Here is a 20,868-nt window from a genome sequence, read left to right on the forward strand (position 1 = left end):
CACCTGATTTCGGTTAGTGTGCACTAACTCGATTCCCGATGTTAGCGAGCGTTAACCGAGATGGCAAGCAGCCCCGCAGTCCCCGCACCGACCCCGGTACCGGCACCCGCCGCGCTCACCGAGCGCGGGCGCCAGAAGGCCGACCGTCGCGCCGCGATCCTCACCGCCGCCGCGACGCTCTTCGCCGAACGCGGCTACGCGGGCGTCACCATCGAAGACCTCGGCACCGCGGTCGGCGTCTCGGGGCCGGCCGTCTACCGGCACTTCCCCGGCAAGGCCGCGGTGCTCGCCGCGATCCTCGAAGGCGCGAGCCGGGCACTGCTCGACGGCGCCGAACGGGTGCTCCACGAGGCATCCGAACCCGAGATCTCGCTGCGCGCCCTCATCGCGCACCACGTCGACTTCGCCCTCGGCGACGCCGACGTCATCCTCGTGCAGGACCGCGAACTCGAACAGCTCGACACCGCACCCCGCCACGAGGTGCGCCTCCTCCAACGCCGCTACGTCGAACTCTGGGTCGACGTGCTCGCACGACTCCGGCCCGATCGGGCCGAGACGGAGCTCAGGGTCAGGGCACACGCCGCCTTCGGCCTCCTGAACTCCACACCGCACAGCGCCCGCATCCCCGGGCGCCGACCGGCCGACGGCACCGTCCGCGGCATCCTGGAGGAAATGGCATGGGCGAGCCTCATGTCGTGACGCTGCGCGCGACCCGCGACGGCGATCTCGATGCACTGTTCCTGATCGAGCAGGACCCGGTTGCGGTCCGCATGGCGGCGTTCACGCCGCCCGACCCGAGCGACCGGGCCGCGTTCGACGCCCACTGGCGCAGGCTCCTCGGCGACCCGGGCGTCGACGCCCGCACCGTGCGCGCCGACGGCGAGGTGGTGGGCAGCGTCGCCCGCTGGTTCAACGACGGCACCGCCGAGATCACCTACTGGATCGACCGCGCGCACTGGCGCCGCGGGATCGCGACGCGCGCGATGCGGCTCTTCCTCGATGCGCTCGACGAGCACCCGGTGCGCGCCCGCGTCGCCGCCGACAACGCCGGCTCGATCGCCGTGCTCGAGAAGCTCGGCTTCGAGCACATCGGCACCGAGACCGGGTTCGCGAACGCCCGCGAGGCCGACGTCGAGGAGCGGGTGTACCGGCTCGCCTGAGCCGGGCGCCTGGGCTCAGTTGCCGGGGCGGGCGCCGTGCTCGTCGGCGAGTGCGTCGATGCGCCGCGCGAGCGCGAGGTCGCGCGAGGTCACCCCGCCGACGTCGTGCGAGCTGAGCTCGAAGGCGATGCGCCCCCACCCGAGCTGCACGTCGGGGTGGTGCCCCGCGGCTTCGGCCTCGATCGCGACGGCGTCGAGCAGGCGCACGGCGGCGGCGAAGTCGGCGGTGCGGTACGCCGCGTCGAGTCGGTCGCCGGTGTGCACGAACGCCGTGCCGGTGAGCTCGTCTGCCGTCTCGGCCGGGGTGAGGATGCGCCGCGGATCGCCCATACCGCCATCATCCTCCGAGCGGCGCCGGGCCGATAGCCCGGCCGGGCCGGTCGTCGGGCTCCCCGGCTCGCGAGTCGCCGAGCAGTGCCGTCCGTGAACGGATGAAGCACACGTCTCGGCGACTCGCGACGCGCGATCACATCATGGTGAGGGCGCGCCCCGGCTCGCGGAGCACGGCGCCGATGTCGGCGAGGAAGCGCGAGCCCTGCTGGCCGTCGACCAGGCGGTGGTCGAACGAGAGGCTCAGCGTCATCAACTCTCGGAGCGCGATCTCGCCGCGGTACTCCCAGGGCTGGCGCCGCACGGCGCCCATCGCGAGGATCGCCGCCTCCCCCGGGTTCAGGATCGGCGTGCCCGCGTCGATGCCGAAGACGCCGATGTTCGTGATCGAGATCGTGCCGCCCGACAGCGACGCCGGGCTCGTGCGCCCGGCCCGTGCGGTCTCGGCGAGCGCGGTGATCGCGTCGGCGAGCTCGAGCAGCGTCATCGCGTCGGCGCCGGGGATGTTCGGGACCACGAGTCCGCGTTCGGTGGCGGCGGCGATGCCGAGGTTCACCCCGGCGTAGTGCACGATCTCCTGCGCGTCCTCGTCCCAGCGGGCGTTGACCTCGGGCGTGCGGCGGGCGGCGAGACAGAGCGCCTTCGCGACGACGGCGAGCGGGGTCACCCGGTGGGCGGCGAGCGCGCGGTCCTCGCGGAGGCTGCGCACGAGGTCCATCGTCTCGGTCACGTCGACCGTGAGGAACTCGGTCACGTGCGGCGCCGTGAATGCGCTCCGCACCATCGCCGCGGCGGTGTGCTTGCGCACGCCCTTGATCGGGATGCGGGTCTCGGCCGGGCGCGAAGCGGGGGCCGTCGCCAGCGGTTCGGGCGCGGCGGCGAGGCCGGTGGGCCCGGCAGGCTCGGCCGGCGACGCCGGCTTCAGACCCGTCGCGGATGCCGCGTGCTCGACGTCGTCGCGCGTGATGAGGCCGCGCGGGCCCGTGCCCGCGATCAGCGCGAGGTCGAGGCCGAGGTCGCGGGCGAGCTTGCGCACAGGCGGCGTCGAACGCGGGCGCTCGGCGAGACCCGCGGCGTCGGCCGGATCGTGCTCCAGCGCGACCGGAGCAGGAGCGACCGGAGCGGCCGCGGCGGCCGGCGCCGCGACGCTGCGGGCGCGCCGCTTCGGCCCGCCCTCGTCGCGCGCGCCGTAGCCCACGAGGTTCGGCTCCGGTGCGGCATCGGACTGCACGGCGGCCTCGCCTGTTGCGGCGGGCGCGGCAGCCGCGGCGGGCGCCTGCCCCGTGGCATCCGACGCGCCCGACGGCTCACCCGACGGCTCGCCCGTGTCGCAGGAGAAGAGCGGCGCGCCGACGTCGATCGTCTCGCCCTCGGCGGCGTGCAGCGCCGTGATGACGCCCGCGTACGGCGAGGGCAGCTCGACGACGGCCTTCGCCGTCTCGATGTCGGCGACGATCTGGTTGAGTTCGACGCGATCGCCGACGGCGACGCGCCAGGCGACGATCTCGGACTCGGTGAGCCCCTCGCCGAGGTCGGGCAGCGGGAAGTCGCGGATCATCGTGCTCACGCCTCCACCCCGCTCAGCGAGTTCGGGCGGCCGAGCGCGCGATCGACCCCGTCGAGGATGCGGTCGAGATCGGGCAGGTGGTGCCGTTCGAGCTTCGCCGGCGGGTACGGGATGTCGTGCCCGGTGACCCGCACGGGCGCCGCCTCGAGGAACTCGAAGCAGCGCTCGGTGATCGACGCGGCGAGCTCGGCGCCCATGCCGCCCTGCTGCCCCGCCTCGTGCGCGATGACGAGGCGCCCGGTGCGCCGCACCGAGGCCTCGATGGGCGCGTAGTCGATCGGTGCGAGCGAGCGCAGGTCGATGACCTCGATCGACACGCCCTCCTCCGCGGCGGCGGTCGCGGCATCCTTCGCCGTCTGCACGAGCGCGCCGTAGGTGACGAGCGTGACGTCGGTGCCGCGCGCGAGCGTCGCAGCGACGCCCATCGGCGGCGCGTCGGCGAGGCTCGCCGTCTCGTCGACCTCGCCCTTGACGTGATAGCGGCGCTTCGGCTCGAAGAACAGCACGGGGTCGTCGCTCGCGATCGCCTGCCGCAGCATGACGTACGCGTCGGCCGGATTCGAGCAGGCGACGACCCGGAGGCCAGCCGTGTGCGCGAAGTACGCCTCGGGCGACTCGGAGTGGTGCTCGGCCGCGCCGATGCCGCCGCCGAACGGCACCCGGATCGTGATCGGCATCTTCACGGTGCCGCGCGAGCGGTAGTGCAGCTTCGCGACCTGCGCGACGATCTGGTCGAAGCCCGGGTAGATGAATCCGTCGAACTGAATCTCGACGACCGGCCGGAACCCGCGGTACGCGAGCCCGACGGCGGTGCCGATGATGCCGGCCTCCGACAGCGGCGAGTCGACGACGCGGTGCCCGCCGAACTCGGCCTTGAGTCCGTCGGTGACGCGGAACACGCCGCCGAGGGTGCCGATGTCCTCGCCCATGAGCACGACCTTCTCGTCGTCGGCGAGGGCGCGGCGCAGCGCCGCGTTGAGGGACTTCGCGAGGGTGAGCTGCGTCATCGCGCGCCTCCTTCGGTCGCGGGGGCGGATGCGTCGGGGCCGGATGCCGCGGGCGCGTCGAACATCGCGAGGTACCGGGCGTAGTGGTCGCGCTGGCGCTCGATGTGACTGTTCGGTTCGGCGTACACGTGGTCGAACACGGTGAGCGGCTCGGGATCGGCGAGGGTCGTGATCGCGGCGCGGAGCTCGGCGGCGACGCGGTCGGCCTCGGCGGTCGCCTCGCGCTCGAGGCCCGCGACGTCGACGCCCGAGCCCTCGAGGTAGGCGAGCACCCGCGAGATCGGGTCGCGCTCGCGCCATTCGGCAAGCTCGGCGTCGTCGCGGTACCGCTTCGGATCGTCGGCGGTCGTGTGCGGGCCGAGCCGGTAGGTGACCGCCTCGATGAAGCTCGGGCCGTCGCCGCGGCGGGCGCGGTCGAGGGCGAACCGGGTCGCGGCGAGCACGGCGAGCACGTCGTTGCCGTCGACGCGGATGCCCGGCATGCCGAAGCCGTCGGCGCGGCGGGCGATCGGCTGCTTCGACTGCAGGCCGACGGGCTCGGAGATCGCCCACTGGTTGTTCTGGCAGAAGAACACGACGGGCGCGTCGAAGCTCGAGGCGAACACGAGGGCCTCGTTGACATCGCCCTCGCTCGTCGCGCCGTCGCCGAAGTAGGCGATCGAGGCTGCGTCGGAGCCCTCCCAGCGCAGGCCCATCGCGTAGCCCGTGGCGTGCAGCGCCTGCGCGCCGATGATGATCTGCGGCACGGCCATGTTGTGCTCGTACGGGTTCCAGCCCGACGAGGCGGTGCCGCGCCAGACGCTCAGGAGTTCGGCGGGAGCGACCTTCCGGTGCCAGGCGAGCGCGTGCTCGCGGTAGCTCGAGAACACGAAGTCGTCGTCGCGGAGCGCATGCGCCGAACCGATCTGCGCCGCCTCCTGGCCGTGGAGCGGCGGCCACAGGCCGAGCTCGCCCTGGCGCTGCAGCGCGGTGGCCTCGGCGTCGATGCGGCGCACCACGACCATGTCGCGGTACAGCCGGCCGAGCACGTCGAGGCCGACGTCGGCGACCCACGGGTCGTACTCGGCGTTACGCACCCGATCGCCCGTCGGCGTGATGAGCTGCACGAACGGGTCGGGGCGTGTGAGAAGGCCGGTGGCGTCTCGGTCGGATGGGGTCATCGTCGATCCTCGCTCTCGGCGGGCGTGCTTCGTGGGCTGCCCGCACCGGCGACTCTGCCGGATACCGCGAGCGTACGTCGATCGGTCACACAGCTCAAGCATCCTCGATCGCATTGAGCATGTTGCCAAGACACCCGGCGTCGCACGGTGCTATCGTCTGGCACTATGACCGGTTACGACGCCGTCGACCGAGCCCTGCTCGCGGCCCTCTCCCCCGACCCCCGCGCGACGGTGGTCGCCCTGGCCGATCGTCTCGGCCTGTCGCGCAACACGGTGCAGGCGAGGATGGCGCGGCTCGAGACATCCGGCGCCTTCCTCTCGTTCGAACGCAGCATCGACCCGGCCCCGCTCGGCTACCCGCTGGAGGCGTTCGTCTCGGTGCACGTGCGGCAGAAGCTGCTCGGCGAGGTGGTCGACCGGATCGCCGAGATCCCCGAGGTGATCCAGGCCCACGGACTCTCGGGCTCGATCGACCTGCTCGTGCGCGTGGTCTGCCGCGACGCGCACGACCTCTTCCGCATCGACGGGGTGATCCTCGCGATCGACGGGGTGGAACGGACCGAGACCTCGCTCGCGATGGGCGAGCTGATCCCCTATCGCCTGGGGCCCTTGCTCGAGCGCTGAGGTCCGACGATGCGCGTGGCGGTGGTGCGGTGCGCGAGGCTCCCGAGCTTCGTGACCTGGCCGATCCCCGATGTCGAGGCGCTCTTCGCCGACGATCGCCGCCTGCTCGAAGCGCTCCGAGAGCAGCGGGTCGACGCCGAGGCGGTCGCGTGGAACGATCCGGCGGTCGACTGGAGCCGGTTCGACGCCGCCGTGCTGCGCAGCACCTGGGACTACGTCGACCATCTCGAGGCGTTCCTCGCGACGACGGCCGCGATCGCACGTTCGGGCTGCCTTCTGCTGAACCCGCCCGACGCGGTGCGATGGAACGCCGACAAGCACTACCTCGACGATCTCGACCGCCTCGGCGTCCCGATCGTGCCCGTCGTGCGCGGCGGTCGGGGCGACGCCGAACCCGTGCTCGCCGCCGTCCGCGCGGCCGGGTGGGACGAGCTCGTCCTGAAGCCTGCGATCGGCGTCGGCGGGTCCGGGGTCACGCGCACCTCCACCGCCGGCCTCGCCCGGGCGATCGAGGCGCTGCCCGAGGGCTCCGAGGTGATGGTGCAGCCCTTCGCGCAGTCGATCGCCTCGGAGGGCGAGTTCTCGTTCGTGTTCCTCGGCGGTGCGCCGAGCCACGTGCTTCGCAAGCGCCCGGCGCCGGGCGACTTCCGCGCCCATGGGATCTACGGCGGGACGATCGGGCGCGTCGACCCCCGCCCGGCGGATGCCGCGGAGGTCGAGGCGATGCGCCGGCTGCTGCCGTTCGATCTGCTCTACGCCCGCTTCGACGTGGTGCGCTTCGAGGGACGCCTCCGAATCCTGGAGCTCGAGCTCATCGAGCCGATGCTGTACCTCGACCTCGCGCCGGGCAGCGCCCGGCGCCTCGCCGACGCGACGATCACACGCATCGCCGGCCGCTGAATCACGCAAAGGAACATTTGCAAACAAATGCTTGCAAAGACTTCTTTGCAACGCTATCTTTGCAACATGACCGAGACGCCAGAGGACTTCACAGACCGGCCCAGCAGCACCCAGCACCCGGGCATCGACCATGTGCTGTCGACGAAAGCGCTGAAGTCGCTCGCCCACCCACTGCGGGTCAGCATCTACGACGAGCTCTCCGCGTACGGGCCGCTCACCGCCAGCGGGCTCGCCGAGCGGCTCGGCGAGTCGAGCGGCTCGATGAGCTATCACCTGCGCGAGCTCGAACGATCCGGCCTCGTGCGCGAGAACACCTCGCGCGGCAAGGGCCGCGAGCGCTGGTGGGAGCGGGTGCCCGGCTCGGTCGCCGTGCCCGATGTCCGCACGCTGCCGCCAGGCAGCGCCGAGCGACTCGCGGCGAAGCTGGTGGAGGACGAGTGGTTCCGCGCGCGCGAGCAGAACGCCCGCGACTTCCTGCGTGAAGGCGACCAGGTGTTCGGACCGGAGTGGCTCGACGTCGCGACGAGCGACACCGTCAACCTCCGTCTGACCCCCGAGCAACTCCACGCGCTCGTCGCCGACATCGACGTGGTCTTCCAGAAATACGGCGCGCTCTACAAGCACACCCCGTCGCCGGGCTCGCGCCCGGTGCAGATCCACCTCAACGCCTTCCCGCTCGTGCGCGGGCAGGTCACCGAGGACACGACTTCGAAGGAGCGATCATGACGAACGCCACCCTCTCACCCCTCTCCCCCGGCGCCGGCCCGCTCGCCGCCCTCGCGGTGCGCGGCGGCCTCGGCCTCGCGGGCTGGGGGCTGAGGCTCGCGAGCCGCCGCAACGACCGCGACCGCCAGCTCGGCCGGGTGGAGGCGCGAGCCGCCGCCCGTCAGGCGCTCGCCGAGCGCGACGCGCTGCTCGGCCGGGCGAACACCCGCCTGCTCTGAGCCCGGACCGAGGTCCCGTCCGCACCGCGACTTCGGGGATCGCCACTGATTCGGAGCGATGCCGCCAGATCGATCCGAAAGCGTGGTGGTCCCCGAAGTCGCGGCGGGCCAGGTACCGGGCAGAACGACGGATGCCCCGCCCGAGAGACTCGGGCGGGGCATCCGTCGTTGCGAAGGGGACGATCAGTCGTCGGCGCCCTCAGCGGGAGCCTCGGCGTGCTCACCGGTCGCGCCGCGACCCTCGGAGTCCGCGTCCTCCTGCAGGACCGGGGCGAGCGAGAGCTTGCCGCGGTCGTCGATCTTCGTGATCTCGACGAGGATCTTCTGGCCGACGCCGAGCACGTCTTCGACGTTCTCGACGCGCTTGCCGCCGGCGAGCTTGCGCACCTCCGAGATGTGGAGGAGGCCGTCCTTGCCGGGCAGCAGCGAGACGAAGGCGCCGAACGCGGCGATCTTCACGACGGTGCCGAGGAACTGCTCGCCGACCTCGGGGTTCGTCGGGTTGGCGATCGCGTTGACCTGGGCGCGGGCGGCCTCGGCCGACGGGCCGTCGACGGCGCCGATGTAGACGGTGCCGTCCTCCTCGATGGAGATGTCGGCGCCGGTCTCGTCCTGGATCGCGTTGATCGTCTTGCCCTTGGGGCCGATCAGCTCGCCGATCTTGTCGACGGGGATCTGCACGCTGATGACGCGAGGCGCGGTGGGCGCCATCTCGTCGGGCGCGTCGATCGCGGCGTTGAGCACGGCGAGGATCGTCGTGCGGGCGTCCTTCGCCTGCGTCAGCGCGCCGGCGAGGACCGAGGCGGGGATGCCGTCGAGCTTCGTGTCGAGCTGGATCGCAGTGACGAACTCGGAAGTGCCCGCGACCTTGAAGTCCATGTCGCCGAGGGCGTCTTCGGCGCCGAGGATGTCGGTGAGCGCCGCGTAGCGGGTCTCGCCGTTCACAGTGTCGGAGATGAGGCCCATCGCGATACCCGCGACGGGGGCGCGCAGCGGCACACCCGCGTTGAGGAGCGACAGCGTCGAGGCGCAGACCGAACCCATCGAGGTCGAGCCGTTCGAGCCGAGCGCCTCGGAGACCTGACGGATCGCGTAGGGGAACTCCTCGCGCGTGGGCAGCACCGGCACGAGGGCGCGCTCGGCGAGTGCGCCGTGCCCGATCTCGCGACGCTTCGGCGACCCGACGCGACCGGTCTCACCGGTCGAGTAGGGCGGGAAGTTGTAGTTGTGCATGTAGCGCTTCTTGGTGACCGGGCTCAGCGAGTCGATCTGCTGCTCGAGCTTCAGCATGTTCAGCGTGGTGATGCCCAGGATCTGGGTCTCGCCGCGCTGGAAGATGGCCGAACCGTGCACGCGGGGCACGACCTGCACCTCGGCGTCGAGCGGACGGATGTCGGCGAGGCCGCGGCCGTCGATGCGGACGCCCTCCTCGAGGACGCGCGTGCGCATGACCTTCTTGGTGACCGACTTGTACGCGGCCGACACCTCGGCGTTGGCCGACTCGGGCAGCTCGCCCGCGTCGACCTTGGCCGCGATGTGCTCCTTGGTGCGCGCCTTGAGCGCGTCGTCGGCGTCCTGGCGCTCGACCTTGCCGGCGATCTGGTAGACGTCCTTGAGCTCGGCGGCGGCGAAGGCCTCGACGGCCTCCTTGACCTCGGCCTGGTACGGCGGGAACGTCGGGTAGTCGGCGACGGGCTTCGCGGCGGTCTTCGCGACCTGGACCTGCGCCTCGACGAGCTGCTTGATGAAGGGCTTCGACGACTCGATGCCCTGCGCGATGACCTCTTCGTTCGGCTTGACGGCGCCGCCCTGGATGAGGTTCCACGCGTTGTCGGTCGCCTCGGCCTCGATCATCATGATCGCGACGTCCTGCGAGCCGTCGGCCTCGGTCACGACGCGACCGGCGACGACCATGCTGAACACGGCGTCCTCGAGCTGCGAGTGCTTCGGGAAGGCGACCCACTGGCCGTCGATGAGGGCGACGCGGACACCGGCGACGGGGCCCGAGAACGGGAGGCCCGAGAGCTGGGTCGAGAGCGAGGCCGCGTTGATCGCGAGCACGTCGTAGAGCTCGTCGGGCTCGATCGCGAGCACGGTGACGACGACCTGCACCTCGTTGCGGAGGCCCTCGACGAACGAGGGGCGCAGGGGGCGGTCGATGAGACGGCAGGTGAGGATCGCCTCGGTCGAGGGGCGGCCCTCGCGACGGAAGAACGAGCCCGGGATGCGACCCGCGGCGTACATGCGCTCTTCGACGTCGATCGTCAGCGGGAAGAAGTCGAAGTGCTCCTTCGGCTGCTTCGAGACGGAGGTCGCCGACAGCAGCATCGTCTCTTCGTCGATGTAGGCGACCGCCGAGCCCTGCGCCTGCTGCGCGAGGCGGCCGGTCTCGAAGCGGATGGTACGCGTGCCGAACTTGCCGTTGTCGATGACGGTCTCGGCGAACGTGATTTCAGGACCTTCCAAGAGGCCTCTCCTTTGTTTAACGTCGCACCCCGTATGGGCGCGACTCCTACGAAGGAGCAGGAACAGGCATTACGAATCGCAAGAGCTTGCGTTCACGCTGGCCACCAGTAGAAGTCCACCGATCGAGTCGGTGATCCACCACAGGGGACCAGCTTCCTGCCGGCCTGCTCCAGAGATCACCCGCACAGAATGCACGGGCAACCGCATCAATGCTAGCAGAGGGGCGGTTTCCGGCCTCTGAACAGCGGATGTCGCGTGGTCGGCGTGTTCGCCGGCCCCCGCCCCGCGGCATCCGTGCCAGACTCGAACCCATGACTTCCGACGAGCACAGCACGCCGAACAGCACGCCGAGCGCCTCCGAGGAGACGAAGCGCAAGTTCCGCGAGGCGCTCGAGCGCAAGAACCAGGCGTCCAAGCGCCGCGGCGGCGAGGCGCACCTCGACGGCTCGGGCGCGGCGAACCACACGCAGGGCCCCGCCGACCACAAGCGGGAGTTCCGCCGGAAGAGCGGCTGAGCCGACCCGGTCCGGAGGCCCGAGGCCCGGCGAGGCCGGGCCCGTTCAGCGTGCGCGCACCCGCGGCGGCACCGCGACGGGTTCGAGCGCGAGGCGCTTGGCCTGCATGCCGTCGCCCGCGGCGCGACCCCGCAGCCGGCGCAGCACCCACGGCGCGACGTGATGCCGCAGCCAGGCCAGTCCGCCGAGTTCGCGCGGATCCCCCGGTTCGGCGTGCAGGGCGAGTTCGAGCGCGCCGAGCGCTTCGGCGTCGGGGATGCCGACGACGCGCGCCGCGGCGTACGCGAGCCCCCGGTGTCCGGCTGAGTTGAGGTGCACGCGGTCCTCGGCCCAGCGGTCGCGGGCGATGAGCGACGGCTCGGCGGCGAGGTCCACGACCCGTGCGCCGTGGCGTGCAGCGACCTTGCGCAGCACGGCGTTGAAGCGATCGAAGCGGGCGGCGAGCACGCGCGCCTCGGGCCGCGGCGGCAGGAACGGGGTCACGAGCAGCACCTCGCAACCGCTCATGCGCACGCGGCCGACGGCCTCGCCGAGCTCGAGGGCGAGCCCTTCCGGGTCGACCCGTCGCCCGACGAGGTCGTTGCCGCCGACGAGCACCGAGACGAGGTCGGCGCGGAGCTCGAGCGCGCGCGGCAGCTGGTCGTCGACGACGTCGCGCACCTTGCGGCTGCGCACGGCGAGGTTCGCGTAGGCGACCGGCGGTGCACCCTGCGGCGCGGCGAGCGCGAGCAGCATCGCGAGTCGGTCGGCCCAGCCGCGGTACCCGCCGTCGGGCGTGCGCGAGGTGTCGCAGAGGCCCTCGGTGAGCGAGTCGCCGACGGCGACGTAGCGGCGAGGGCGGAGCGGTACGGTCGGATCGGATGTCACGGCGCCGCGCCGCTCCCCCACGGGGCCCGCCGCACGCCCCGTGGGGCGGTCCACCGTGGTCGCGGCTGCCCCCGCGGCATCCTCGTAGTGCCCGATGAGCTCGTCGCCGAGACGATCCCAACCGCGCCCGAGCACCGAGGCGCGCGCGTGCTCGCCGAAGGCGCGCCGCTTCGCGGCGTCGCCAGCGAGGTCCTGCACGCGCGACCGCATCTCGGCGAGATCGCCTGGTCGGTACAGCCAGCCGTTTCGGCTCTGCTCGACGAGGTCGAGGGGGCCGCCGCGGCCGGTGGCCACGACGGGCACGCCGCTCGCGAGCGACTCCTGCACGGTCTGGCAGAAGGTCTCGTGCTCGCCGGGGTGCACGAAGACGTCGAGGCTCGCGGTCGCCCGTGCGAGCTCGTCGCCGCCGAGGAACCCGAGGAACACCGCCTGCGGCAGGCTCCGCTCGAGCGCCGCGCGCGCCGGCCCGTCGCCGATGATCACCAGCCGCACCCCCGGCATCCCGGCGAGCGCGGCGAGGTCGTCGACCTGTTTCTCGGCGGCGAGGCGGCCCACGTACCCGACGATCGTCTCGCCGCCGGGCGCGACGCGGCGGCGCCACGCCTCGTCGCGCCGTGAGGGAGTGAAGCGTTCGGTGTCGATGCCGCGACGCCAGATCCGCAGGCGTTCGACGCCGAGCGAGGCGAGGCGCTCATGCGCCGAGCTCGACGGCGCGAGGGTCAGGCTCGCACGCCGATGCAGCTTCGCGAGGTGGCGGGTGAGCGCGGGCTCCGCAGCGGGCACCCCGTAACGTTCGGCGTAGGCGGGCACGTCGGTCTGATAGACCGCGACCGACGGCACCCCGGCCGCCTCGGCGGCGAGCACGCCGCGCCAGCCGAGCACGAACGGCGAGGCGAGGTGCACCACGTCGGCGCGGTGCTCGCGGATGATCGCGGTGAGCTTCGCCGCCCCGGCGAGCGTCACCCGCACCTCCGGGTAGCTCGGCAACGGCACCGAGGGCAGCAGGACCGTGCGGGCGTCGCCGTACAGGGTGCGGTCGACGGGGCCCGAGCGGGGTGCGACGACGAGCGCCTCGTGGCCGCGCCGTTCGAGGTGGCGCAGCACCTGCAGCAGCGAGTGCGTCACGCCGTTCATGTGCGGGAGGAACGATTCGGCGAGGAGGACGACCTTCACGCCTCCAGCGTGAGGCCCGCCGGGGCCGCCGGCACGCCGGAACGGGCCCGATCGCGAAGGGTTCACCCGGCGGTCGACGGGTGTTCGCCGCCGTGCACCTGCAGGCAACCCCTCGCGCTCGACGCCCGTCGGGCGCATGATGGGCGGGAGGCAACGACGCAGCACCGGATTCGAGGAGGAATGCCATGGCTTCCGTCGCACGTGTCACGACCATCACCGTCCGTTCGGAGACGAGTTTCGACGACGCCGTCGCCGCGGGCGTCGCCCGCGCGTCGGAGACGCTCCGCAACGTGAGCGGCGCCTGGGTGAAGGAGCAGAAGGTCGAGGCGAGCGACGGGCGGATCACCGCCTGGTCGGTCACCCTCGAGGTGACCTTCGTGCTCGACGACTGACGGCCGAGGGGCGACCGCGGGGCGACCGTGGCGGCCGCGCGCCGTCGCGGCCGTCGCCGCGCGCGCTGTCGCGTTCGCGTCGCCCGGCGGTCGCCTCGCGTTCACCGTCGCCCGGTAGAAGGGCTGCGTGGATGACGCGTGGATCGGGCAGCTCGCGGCGTCGCCGTGGATCCTGGCCATGCTCTTCGCACTCGTCGTCGGCGACGCGTTCCTCGTCGTGCTGCCGAGCGAGACGCTCGTGGTCGCCCTCGGCGCGCTCGCCGCGACGACGGGCGAGCCGTCGCCCGCACTCGTCATCCCGGTCGCGGCCGCGGGCGCGATGATCGGCGACGGGCTCTGCTACCTGATCGGTCGGCGGGTCGGGCTCGATCGGTGGGGCTGGCAGCGGCGCGGCCGGGTCGCTGCGGCGCTCGCGGCGGCGCGCGCCTCGGTGCATCGCCGCACGGCGGTGCTCGTCTTCACGGCGCGGTACGTGCCGTTCGCCCGGATCGCCGTGAACCTCGCGGCAGGTGCCGGCGGCGTGCCGCTGCGCCGGTATCTTCCGCTCTCGGCCGCCGCGGGGCTCGCGTGGGCCGGGTACAACGTCGCCATCGGCGCAGCGGTGGGCCGGGTGGTGGGCGATTCGCCGCTCCTCGCGATCGCCATCTCGGTGCCGCTCGCGATCGCGCTCGGGCTCGTCGTCGATCGGCTCGTCGGAGGCGGTCGAGGGGGCGGCGAGCACCGCGACCCAGTCTGAACCCGCTCGGGTCGGATGCACCGCGAAGGGCGGGCGGGCCTTCTCGGCCCGCCCGCCCTCCCTTCGCCGGCTACTCCCCCGCGAGCCCGCCGATGAGGTGCCCCATCGGCCGGTCGAGCTGGAACGGGTCGTTCACGAGCTCCGAGCGGTCGGTCCGTTCGACGAGCTCGGCGAACTCCTTCGCGCCGCGGTAGATGCGGTCGGGCAGCGAACGCACCCCGTCGCCCTCGGCCCCGCCCCAGTCGCCGGTCGCCGCGAACACGCCGGTCGTGACCGGGACGGCGTGCAGGTAGGTGAACAGCGGACGCATCGCGTAGTCGATCGCGAGCGAGTGGCGCGGCGTGCCGCCGGTCGCACCGAGCAGCACCGGCAGGTCGGTGAGCGCCTGCGGGTCGATCACGTCGACGAACGACTTGAACAGCCCCGCGTAGCTCGTCGTGAAGATGGGCGTCACGGCGATGAGCCCGTCGGCCGAGGCGACCGCGTCGAGCGCGGCCTCGAGCTTCGGCGGCGCGAAGCCGAGCAGCAGGTGGTTGGTGATGTCGTGCGCGAGCTCGCGCAGCTCGAACGTCTGCACCTCGGCGGCGACGCCGCGCTCGGCGAGCACCGAGACCGCGTCGGCGGCGAGCCGGTCGGCGAGCTGCCGGGTCGAGCTCGGCGTCGAGAGCCCCGCCGAGACGACGACGATCTTCTTCGCGGTCATCGGGCGACCCCCTGACGGGTCGCCGCGGGTCCGAACGCGGAGCCGGCGGGCTTCGCCTCGACGGCTGCCGCGTCCTGGTAGGGCGAGGGGCCGGCGAGGTTGTCGCCGCGGTTGGCCTTCGGGGTCGCCTGTCGGGGGGCCGCGTCGCCGTACTTCGCGGCGACGAGCGAGGCGTGCGTCGGGGCATCCGGCACCTCGGCCGGGCGGTCCTTCGCGAACTCCTCGCGGAGCACTGCGACGACCTCGCCGAGGTGGTCGAGCTGCTCGAGCACGGTCTTGAGCGGCAGGCCGGCGTGATCCAGGAGCCACAGCTGGCGCTGGTAGTCGCCGACGTAGTCGCGGAAGCTCAGCGTGCGGTCGATGACCTGCTGCGGGCTGCCGACGATGAGCGGCGTCTGCTGCATGAAGTCCTCGAGGCTCGGGCCGTGGCCGTACACGGGCGCGTTGTCGAAGTAGGGGCGGAACTCGTTGATCGCGTCCTGCGAGTTCTTGCGCATGAACGCCTGGCCGCCGAGGCCGACGATCGCCTGCGCCGCGGTGCCGTGGCCGTGGTGCTCGTAGCGCTGACGGTAGAGGGCGACCATGCGCTGGGTGTGCGAGGCGGGCCAGAACACGTGGTTCGCGAAGAAGCCGTCGCCGTAGAAGGCGGCCTGCTCGGCGACCTCGGGGGTGCGGATCGAACCGTGCCAGACGAACGGCGGCACGCCGTCGAGGGGGCGCGGCGTCGCGGTGAAGCCCTGCAGCGGGGTGCGGAACTTGCCCGACCAGTCGACGACGTCCTCGCGCCACAGGCGGTGCAGCAGCTCGTAGTTCTCGACCGCGAGGGGCAGGCCCTGACGGATGTCCTTGCCGAACCACGGATAGACGGGGCCGGTGTTGCCGCGGCCGAGCATGAGGTCGGCGCGTCCGCCCGAGACGTGCTGCAGCATCGCGTAGTCCTCCGCGATCTTCACCGGGTCGTTCGTGGTGATGAGCGTGGTCGCGGTGGAGAGCTGCAGCGTGGAGGTCTGCCCGGCGATGTAGGCGAGGGTCGTGGTCGGCGACGACGACCAGAACGGCGGGTTGTGGTGCTCGCCGAGTGCGAAGACGTCGAGGCCGACCTCTTCGGCGTGCTTGGCGATCGTCAGGGTCGCCTGGATGCGCTCGGCCTCGGTCGGCGTGCGCCCGGTGGTCGGGTCGGCGGTGATGTCACTGACCGTGAAGATTCCGAATTGCATGGCGCCCCTCCTGGGTGGTCCGTTCTGTTCCGCAATTATATGCGTTTGCATACATCGACTCCAACGGATGTCCCAGCCACACTATTCCCGCTTTCGTTCCGGGCTTTTCGCGGATGCCGCGACACGGCGTCCGCGCGCACGGAGCGGGGCCCGCCGCAGACGCGACGGGCCCCGCTCGGTCGATCGACGGCGATCAGTCCACGTCGCCGTGGCCGTGGTCGTGGGCGAGCCCGCCACCACCGGGGTTGTTGACCGTCTGCTCGGGGCCGGCGGGCGCCGGCAGCGTGAGGCCGCCGGGCACGTTCTTCCCTGCGACACCGTTCACCGACTGCGTCGAGTACGCGTACGCGAGCACCGCGGTAGCGATGGCGTCGACGTTCTGGTCGAGCGCCGTGCGGTTGACGTTGTCGATCGTGTCGCACGCCTGGTGGTAGCACTGGTCGTACGACTCACCGGCCGTGCCGCCCCAGATCGCCGCCTGCTCGGCCGTCTTCACGACCTCGGCGCCCGTGAACAGGCCGCCCGAGGGGATGCCTGCCACGATGAACGCCTGGTAGTCGCTGCGGCCGCTGAACTCGGCGTCGTCGTAGGCGATGGTGCGCCCCGTGTAGAAGCTCTCGAAGAGGTCCTCGATCGCCTCGGACCCGGGCGGAACCGTGACGGGCGCCGGCCAGCTCGACTGGTCGGCGTCGTACACCATCTGGATGTAGTTCGGCGAACCGACCATGTCGAAGTTGAGGTAGAGGGCGATGTCGTCCTTCTGCGCCTGGCTGAGCGACGCGACGTACTGCGTCGACCCGATCAGGCCGCTCTCCTCTGCACCCCAGAACGCGAACCGGATCGTGTTCTCGGGCTTCAGCTTCGACAGCTTCTCGGCGACCGCGAGCAGCGACGCACTGCCGCTGCCGTTGTCGTTGATGCCGGGGCCGCGCTGCACCGAGTCGAGGTGCGCACCCGCCATGACGACGTTGTCGCTCGTGCGACCGGGCAGCTCCGCGATGATGTTCTGCTGCGGGCGCTGCTCGGGCGCCGGCACGAAGACGCGCGTCGGGACCGCCGTGGTCGAGATCTGCACGCCGTCGGCGTAGCTCGCGCTCACCGTCGGGATGTCGACGATGTCGTTCCCGCCGAGGGTGCCGGTGAAGAAGCCCGAGCGGTCTTCTGCAGCGGTGTTGCCCTGGTTGAAGATGACGACGCCGGCCGCGCCGGCCGCCTCGGCGTTCAACGCCTTGACGCCGAAGGTGCAGCCGCCGCGCTGGATGAGCGCGATGTTGCCCGCGGTGAAGCCCGCGAAGTCACCGGGCTCGCAACCGCTCGTGCTCGTGTTGCCGAGGCCGAGCTGCAGGTCGATCGGCGTCGCCGTCGCGGTGACGTCGCCCGAGCCGCTGCCGGTCATCGGCGCCGTCTGGTAGTCGTTCGCTCCCTGCTGCAGCTTCGACGCACCGACGAACGTGAAGTCGAAGGTCTGCGTCGTCACCGACCAGCCCGCGGCCGTCAGGACGCCCTTCGCGTACTCGACGCTCGCGTCGTAGCCGGGCAGGCCCGCGGCGCGGTTGCCGCCGTTCGCGTCGGCGATCGACTGCAGCTCCTCGAGGTGGTCGATCACTGCGTCGGCGTCGACGCACTCGAGCAGCTTCGCGACCGTGTTGTTGTTGCGGGTGTCGCACGCGACGGTCGGTGCCGCCTGCGCGGTGGCCACGGGGGTGAACGCCAGAGCCGCGATCGCGACGGTCGCGACCGCCGCGCCTTTCGCCCTGGTTGAAAGTGGTGCAGATGGGTACATCGTGTTCCCTTCCATTCCGGGGTCTCCTCGTCGAGGCCCCGCCGATCGAGAGCCTATGTCGAGATGGCCGCCCGCAATAGCCCCCGCGGCGGGGTACGTCGCCGACCGTTCGGTCGGACGGGACGCCCCGGACCGCCCCACCCATCGGAGCCGCCATGCGGCCCGCCATCGGCCCGCCCACAGCGAACACCCGGCGCCCGTTCAGCGGCGTCGCCTAGGCTGGCACGATGGCTACCGTCGCACTCACCCTTGAGACCTTCGAGCAGACGATCCTCGAGGGGGGCACCGTCTTCGTCGACTTCTGGGCCGAGTGGTGCGGCCCCTGCCGCCAGTTCGCGCCGAACTACGAGGCCGCCGCCGAGGCGAACCCCGACCTCGTCTTCGCGAAGGTCGACACCGAAGACCAGCAGCAGCTGGCCGCGGCGATGAACATCACCTCGATCCCGACGATCATGGCCTTCAAGGACGGCATCGGCGTGTTCGCGCAGGCCGGCGCCCTCCCGCGCCCGATGCTCGACGAGCTCGTCTCGCAGGTGCGCGCCCTCGACATGAACGACGTGCGCGCGCAGCTCGCCGCGCAGGAAGCGGCCGACGCCGACGAGGCCCAGCAGGTCGCCGGCGCCTGAGCCGCGCGATCAGACGGTGTCGGCCGGTCGGGCGAGCGCTTCGAGCCCGCCGAGATCGAGTTCGACGCCGTGCGGTCGCGCGTCGCCCGTGATGCGGGCGGGCACCCGAACGTAGCGCCCGTCGAGGGCGAGCCCGTCGAGGAGCTCGCGCCACGTGCCATCCACCTTCTCGGGGAGGAACCCGGCGTGCCGGGGCGTGCCGCCGCCGACGAGCTGCACCCCGACGCGGTACCGCATCGACAGCCAGCGGCTCGCGCGCGGCACGAGCACGGCGTGCTGGTCGGCGCCGCCGTGCAGCAGGGCGAGGTCGATCGCGGGTTGGTGCCGGTAGCTGTCGGCGACGGGCGCGACCTGCCGCACGGCGCGCTCGAACGCCTGCGCCTCGACGAGCTCCAGCCCGTCGAGCGTCCGCAGGTCGCCCCACTGATCGGGGTTCGTGCGGCGACGCCCGCGCACGAGCACGGCGACGAGCCACACGAGCGACGCCACGAGCACCACGTTGAACGGCCAGAACAGCCACGGCGGCGAGTCGGGGCGCACCCCGCCGGTTGCGATGAGCAGCACGAGGACGACGAGGAACGGCAGCGGCTCCCAGCGAAGGAGGGGCTTTCGGCGGGGCGCGGACATCTCTTCAGATTATCGCGGCGGCGAGGGTGCCCCTCGCACGGCGAGACGGCCACGGCACGGATGCCACGGCGTCGCCGTCAGCGCAGGGCGTCGAGCCGCGCGGCGACCTCGTCGAGCACCCGTTCGTCGGCGGCGTAGACCCCCTCGGTGCGGGGCCAGTGCACGACCACGTCGGTGAAGCCGATCTCGCGGGCCCGGCCCACGGCGTCCTCGAATGCGTCGATGCTCGCGAGCGTCGTCCGCGACCCCGAGTCGAGCGAGAGGGTGCGCGTGATCTCGCCGGGCGCGCGGCCTGCGGCCAGGCAGGCGTCGTCGAGCCGAGACGAGAGCTCGGCGGACGCCCGCCACCACACCTCGGTGTCGTCGTCGTCGCTGCCCGTGGTGATCCACCCCTCGGCGAGCTCGGCGACGAGCGCGAGCCCGCGCGGGCCGTTCGCCGCGAGGTGCAACGGGGTGCGGGGCCGCTGCGCGGGCTCGCCGACCATGCGTGCGCCGTCGGCCGTGAACCACTCGCCGGCGAACGAGATGCCGTCGGATCCGGGCTCTTCGAAGCGCAGCAGCGTGTCGAGCTCGCGCACGAACTCGTCGAAGCGGTCGTGACGCCGGCGCGGGCTGAGCAGCGGCTCGCCGAGCACGGTCGCGTCGAAACCGGTGCCGCCCGAGCCGACGCCGAGCAGCACCCGGCCGCCCGAGATCTGGTCGAGGGTGGCGACGTCCTTCGCGAACGGCACGGGGTGCCGGTAGTTCGGGTGCGAGACGAAGGTGCCGAGGCCGATGCGGCTCGTCACCATCGCGGCCGCGGTGAGCGTCGGGATGGTCGCGTGCCAGCGCTCCCCCGCGAGGGTGCGCCACGCGAGGTGGTCGTACGTCCATGCGTGGTCGAAGCCGTACTCCTCGGCCGCGCGCCAGTAGCGCGCGGCCTCGGGCCAGTCGAACTGGGGCAGGATGACGATGCCGAAGCGCATTCCCGTAGCCTATGCCGCTCGTGAGGGGTCGGGCAGCGGAGGTTCGGGGGCCGGGTCGGCGACGAGCGGGATCGAGGCGGTGATCGGCACCGGTTCGGCACCGAGCGGTGCCGGGAAGGCTGGTTCGGATGCCTCGGGCACTCCGCCCGGCACCTCGGCCGTCGCCGCCCTGGGCCGCTCGAGCTTCACGCACACGATGCCCGCGAGGATGAGCACGCCGCCGAGGATCTGCAGCGGGCCGAGCACCTCGCCGAGCAGGATCCAGCCGGCGATCGCGGCGAACACGACCTCGGAGAGCCCGAGGAAGGAGGAGAGCCGCGCCCCGAGGAGTCGGATCGAGGCGATGCCCGCGGTGTACGCGAACGCGGTCGAGACGAGGCCCACCGCGATGAGCGGCACGAACCACGGGACATCCGAGCCGAGGAAGGCGACCTCGCCGAGCGCGACGTGCATCGGCAGGAGCCCGGTGAGCCCCGCGAGCGCCAGGGCGATCGCGCCGACCACGAAGCCCGCCGCGATCAGGGAGACGGGCGGCAGCTGGGCCGCGGCCGACTCGCCGATCGCGTAGTAGACGCAGACGCCGATCATCGCGAGCGCGGCGAAGGCGATGCCGAGCACGTCGAGGTCGCCGCCGCCGGGACCGATGACGAGCACGAGGCCGGCGAGCGCGAGCACCGAGCCGCCGATGACGACCGGCTGCGGCACGCGGCGCGTGCGCGCCCAGGCGAAGAGCACGAGCGCGATCGGTGCGAGGTACTCGATGAGGAGCGTCATCGACACGGGGATGCGCTGGAGGGAGGCGTAGAAGAAGAACTGCACGCCCGCGACGGCGACGAGGCCGTAGAGCAGGATCGTCCACTTCGCACGCCAGAGCCGGCCGAAGTCGCCGCGGAGGGCGACGACGCCGGGGATCGCGAGGAGGACGGCGGCGATCGAGATGCGCGCGAGCACGGCGGCGCCGGGGGTCCAGCCGCTCTCGAGCAGCGGTTTCACGAAGACGCCGCCGATGCCGAACGCGAGCCCTGCCGCGAGCCCGAGGGTGATGCCGAGCACCCCGCCGCGTCGTGCCGCCATGATCGCCTCCTGCGCTTTCCGAATGTCTGGGG

At 72.2% G+C, this 20,868-nt stretch carries 22 protein-coding genes; 10 read left to right on the forward strand and 12 right to left on the reverse strand.

Annotated features, from left to right (window positions below):
• The first annotated feature begins 60 nt into the window (after window positions 1-60).
• Both ACFVTX_RS12570 and ACFVTX_RS12575 read left to right on the forward strand, forming a co-directional pair.
• Window positions 61-699, forward strand: coding sequence for a TetR/AcrR family transcriptional regulator (locus ACFVTX_RS12570; protein ID WP_386900565.1), 639 nt, complete (start codon window positions 61-63; stop codon window positions 697-699).
• Window positions 678-1,160, forward strand: a complete 483-nt coding sequence (locus tag ACFVTX_RS12575; RefSeq protein ID WP_386900567.1) for a GNAT family N-acetyltransferase — start codon at window positions 678-680, stop codon at window positions 1,158-1,160. Before ACFVTX_RS12570 ends, ACFVTX_RS12575 begins: the two co-directional genes overlap by 22 nt.
• Before the next feature lie 15 nt (window positions 1,161-1,175).
• On the opposite strand, the gene ACFVTX_RS12580 is transcribed toward ACFVTX_RS12575, so the two are convergent.
• From ACFVTX_RS12580 to pdhA, 4 genes are all read right to left on the reverse strand, one after another.
• A complete protein-coding gene (locus tag ACFVTX_RS12580; protein WP_386900569.1) occupies window positions 1,176-1,490 on the reverse strand; it encodes a 4a-hydroxytetrahydrobiopterin dehydratase in 315 nt (104 codons plus the stop codon).
• Between the two features lie 136 nt (window positions 1,491-1,626).
• The gene (locus ACFVTX_RS12585) at window positions 1,627-3,048 is read right to left on the reverse strand and encodes a dihydrolipoamide acetyltransferase family protein (RefSeq protein WP_386901142.1); all 1,422 of its coding nucleotides are present in this window, start codon (window positions 3,046-3,048) and stop codon (window positions 1,627-1,629) included.
• Window positions 3,049-3,053: 5 nt separating this feature from the next.
• The gene (locus tag ACFVTX_RS12590; RefSeq protein WP_386900571.1) at window positions 3,054-4,064 is read right to left on the reverse strand and encodes an alpha-ketoacid dehydrogenase subunit beta; all 1,011 of its coding nucleotides are present in this window, start codon (window positions 4,062-4,064) and stop codon (window positions 3,054-3,056) included.
• Complete coding sequence (gene pdhA, locus ACFVTX_RS12595; RefSeq protein ID WP_386900573.1) at window positions 4,061-5,224, reverse strand: pyruvate dehydrogenase (acetyl-transferring) E1 component subunit alpha; 1,164 nt, start codon at window positions 5,222-5,224, stop codon at window positions 4,061-4,063. Before pdhA ends, ACFVTX_RS12590 begins: the two co-directional genes overlap by 4 nt.
• A gap of 165 nt (window positions 5,225-5,389) precedes the next feature.
• Here pdhA and ACFVTX_RS12600 point away from each other — a divergent pair, with 165 nt between their 5' ends.
• The 4 genes from ACFVTX_RS12600 (at window position 5,390) to ACFVTX_RS12615 (ending at window position 7,692) form a co-directional block, all read left to right on the forward strand.
• On the forward strand, window positions 5,390-5,848 hold the full coding sequence (locus ACFVTX_RS12600) for an Lrp/AsnC family transcriptional regulator (RefSeq protein ID WP_386900575.1): 459 nt from the start codon (window positions 5,390-5,392) through the stop codon (window positions 5,846-5,848).
• A 51-nt stretch (window positions 5,849-5,899) separates the two neighbouring features.
• Complete coding sequence (locus tag ACFVTX_RS12605; RefSeq protein WP_386900577.1) at window positions 5,900-6,748, forward strand: RimK family alpha-L-glutamate ligase; 849 nt, start codon at window positions 5,900-5,902, stop codon at window positions 6,746-6,748.
• Window positions 6,749-6,814: 66 nt separating this feature from the next.
• Entirely contained in the window at window positions 6,815-7,474 is a 660-nt protein-coding gene (locus tag ACFVTX_RS12610; RefSeq protein ID WP_386900579.1) for an ArsR/SmtB family transcription factor, read from the forward strand.
• The gene (locus ACFVTX_RS12615; protein WP_386900581.1) at window positions 7,471-7,692 is read left to right on the forward strand and encodes a hypothetical protein; all 222 of its coding nucleotides are present in this window, start codon (window positions 7,471-7,473) and stop codon (window positions 7,690-7,692) included. The genes ACFVTX_RS12610 and ACFVTX_RS12615 overlap by 4 nt, the downstream gene beginning before the upstream one ends.
• Window positions 7,693-7,875: 183 nt before the next feature.
• On the opposite strand, the gene ACFVTX_RS12620 is transcribed toward ACFVTX_RS12615, so the two are convergent.
• Window positions 7,876-10,158, reverse strand: coding sequence for a polyribonucleotide nucleotidyltransferase (locus ACFVTX_RS12620; protein WP_386900582.1), 2,283 nt, complete (start codon window positions 10,156-10,158; stop codon window positions 7,876-7,878).
• A gap of 311 nt (window positions 10,159-10,469) precedes the next feature.
• On the opposite strand from ACFVTX_RS12620, the gene ACFVTX_RS12625 reads away from it, so the two are divergent.
• Window positions 10,470-10,673 carry a DUF5302 domain-containing protein gene (locus ACFVTX_RS12625; protein ID WP_386900584.1) on the forward strand — a complete coding sequence of 68 codons (204 nt, stop codon included), beginning with the start codon at window positions 10,470-10,472 and terminating at the stop codon, window positions 10,671-10,673.
• Between the two features lie 45 nt (window positions 10,674-10,718).
• Here the strand turns inward: ACFVTX_RS12625 and ACFVTX_RS12630 are convergent, their stop codons facing one another.
• Window positions 10,719-12,713, reverse strand: coding sequence for a GDSL-type esterase/lipase family protein (locus ACFVTX_RS12630; RefSeq protein ID WP_386900586.1), 1,995 nt, complete (start codon window positions 12,711-12,713; stop codon window positions 10,719-10,721).
• A 185-nt stretch (window positions 12,714-12,898) separates the two neighbouring features.
• Here ACFVTX_RS12630 and ACFVTX_RS12635 point away from each other — a divergent pair, with 185 nt between their 5' ends.
• Both ACFVTX_RS12635 and ACFVTX_RS12640 read left to right on the forward strand, forming a co-directional pair.
• Window positions 12,899-13,105, forward strand: coding sequence for a dodecin family protein (locus ACFVTX_RS12635; protein WP_386900588.1), 207 nt, complete (start codon window positions 12,899-12,901; stop codon window positions 13,103-13,105).
• A gap of 127 nt (window positions 13,106-13,232) precedes the next feature.
• Entirely contained in the window at window positions 13,233-13,841 is a 609-nt protein-coding gene (locus ACFVTX_RS12640; RefSeq protein ID WP_386900590.1) for a DedA family protein, read from the forward strand.
• Between the two features lie 70 nt (window positions 13,842-13,911).
• On the opposite strand, the gene ACFVTX_RS12645 is transcribed toward ACFVTX_RS12640, so the two are convergent.
• The 3 genes from ACFVTX_RS12645 to ACFVTX_RS12655 form a co-directional block, all read right to left on the reverse strand.
• Window positions 13,912-14,544 (reverse strand): FMN reductase, encoded by a 633-nt coding sequence (locus tag ACFVTX_RS12645; protein ID WP_386900591.1) that lies wholly within the window; start codon window positions 14,542-14,544, stop codon window positions 13,912-13,914.
• The gene (locus ACFVTX_RS12650; RefSeq protein WP_386900593.1) at window positions 14,541-15,761 is read right to left on the reverse strand and encodes an LLM class flavin-dependent oxidoreductase; all 1,221 of its coding nucleotides are present in this window, start codon (window positions 15,759-15,761) and stop codon (window positions 14,541-14,543) included. The genes ACFVTX_RS12645 and ACFVTX_RS12650 overlap by 4 nt, the downstream gene beginning before the upstream one ends.
• Window positions 15,762-15,954: 193 nt before the next feature.
• A complete protein-coding gene (locus ACFVTX_RS12655; protein ID WP_386900595.1) occupies window positions 15,955-17,460 on the reverse strand; it encodes a M28 family metallopeptidase in 1,506 nt (501 codons plus the stop codon).
• Between the two features lie 311 nt (window positions 17,461-17,771).
• Here ACFVTX_RS12655 and trxA point away from each other — a divergent pair, with 311 nt between their 5' ends.
• Window positions 17,772-18,170 (forward strand): thioredoxin, encoded by a 399-nt coding sequence (trxA, locus tag ACFVTX_RS12660; RefSeq protein ID WP_386900597.1) that lies wholly within the window; start codon window positions 17,772-17,774, stop codon window positions 18,168-18,170.
• A 9-nt stretch (window positions 18,171-18,179) separates the two neighbouring features.
• Here trxA and ACFVTX_RS12665 read toward each other — a convergent pair whose 3' ends face one another.
• The 3 genes from ACFVTX_RS12665 to ACFVTX_RS12675 form a co-directional block, all read right to left on the reverse strand.
• Window positions 18,180-18,797, reverse strand: coding sequence for a hypothetical protein (locus ACFVTX_RS12665; protein ID WP_386900599.1), 618 nt, complete (start codon window positions 18,795-18,797; stop codon window positions 18,180-18,182).
• 77 nt (window positions 18,798-18,874) lie between these two features.
• Window positions 18,875-19,762, reverse strand: coding sequence for an LLM class flavin-dependent oxidoreductase (locus ACFVTX_RS12670; RefSeq protein WP_386900601.1), 888 nt, complete (start codon window positions 19,760-19,762; stop codon window positions 18,875-18,877).
• A 9-nt stretch (window positions 19,763-19,771) separates the two neighbouring features.
• Window positions 19,772-20,836: a DMT family transporter gene (locus tag ACFVTX_RS12675; protein WP_386900603.1), complete on the reverse strand. Its 1,065-nt coding sequence runs from the start codon at window positions 20,834-20,836 to the stop codon at window positions 19,772-19,774.
• Window positions 20,837-20,868: the final 32 nt, after the last annotated feature.

Source organism: Agromyces sp. NPDC058136, assembly GCF_042884375.1.
Taxonomy (GTDB): Bacteria; Actinomycetota; Actinomycetes; order Actinomycetales; family Microbacteriaceae; genus Agromyces.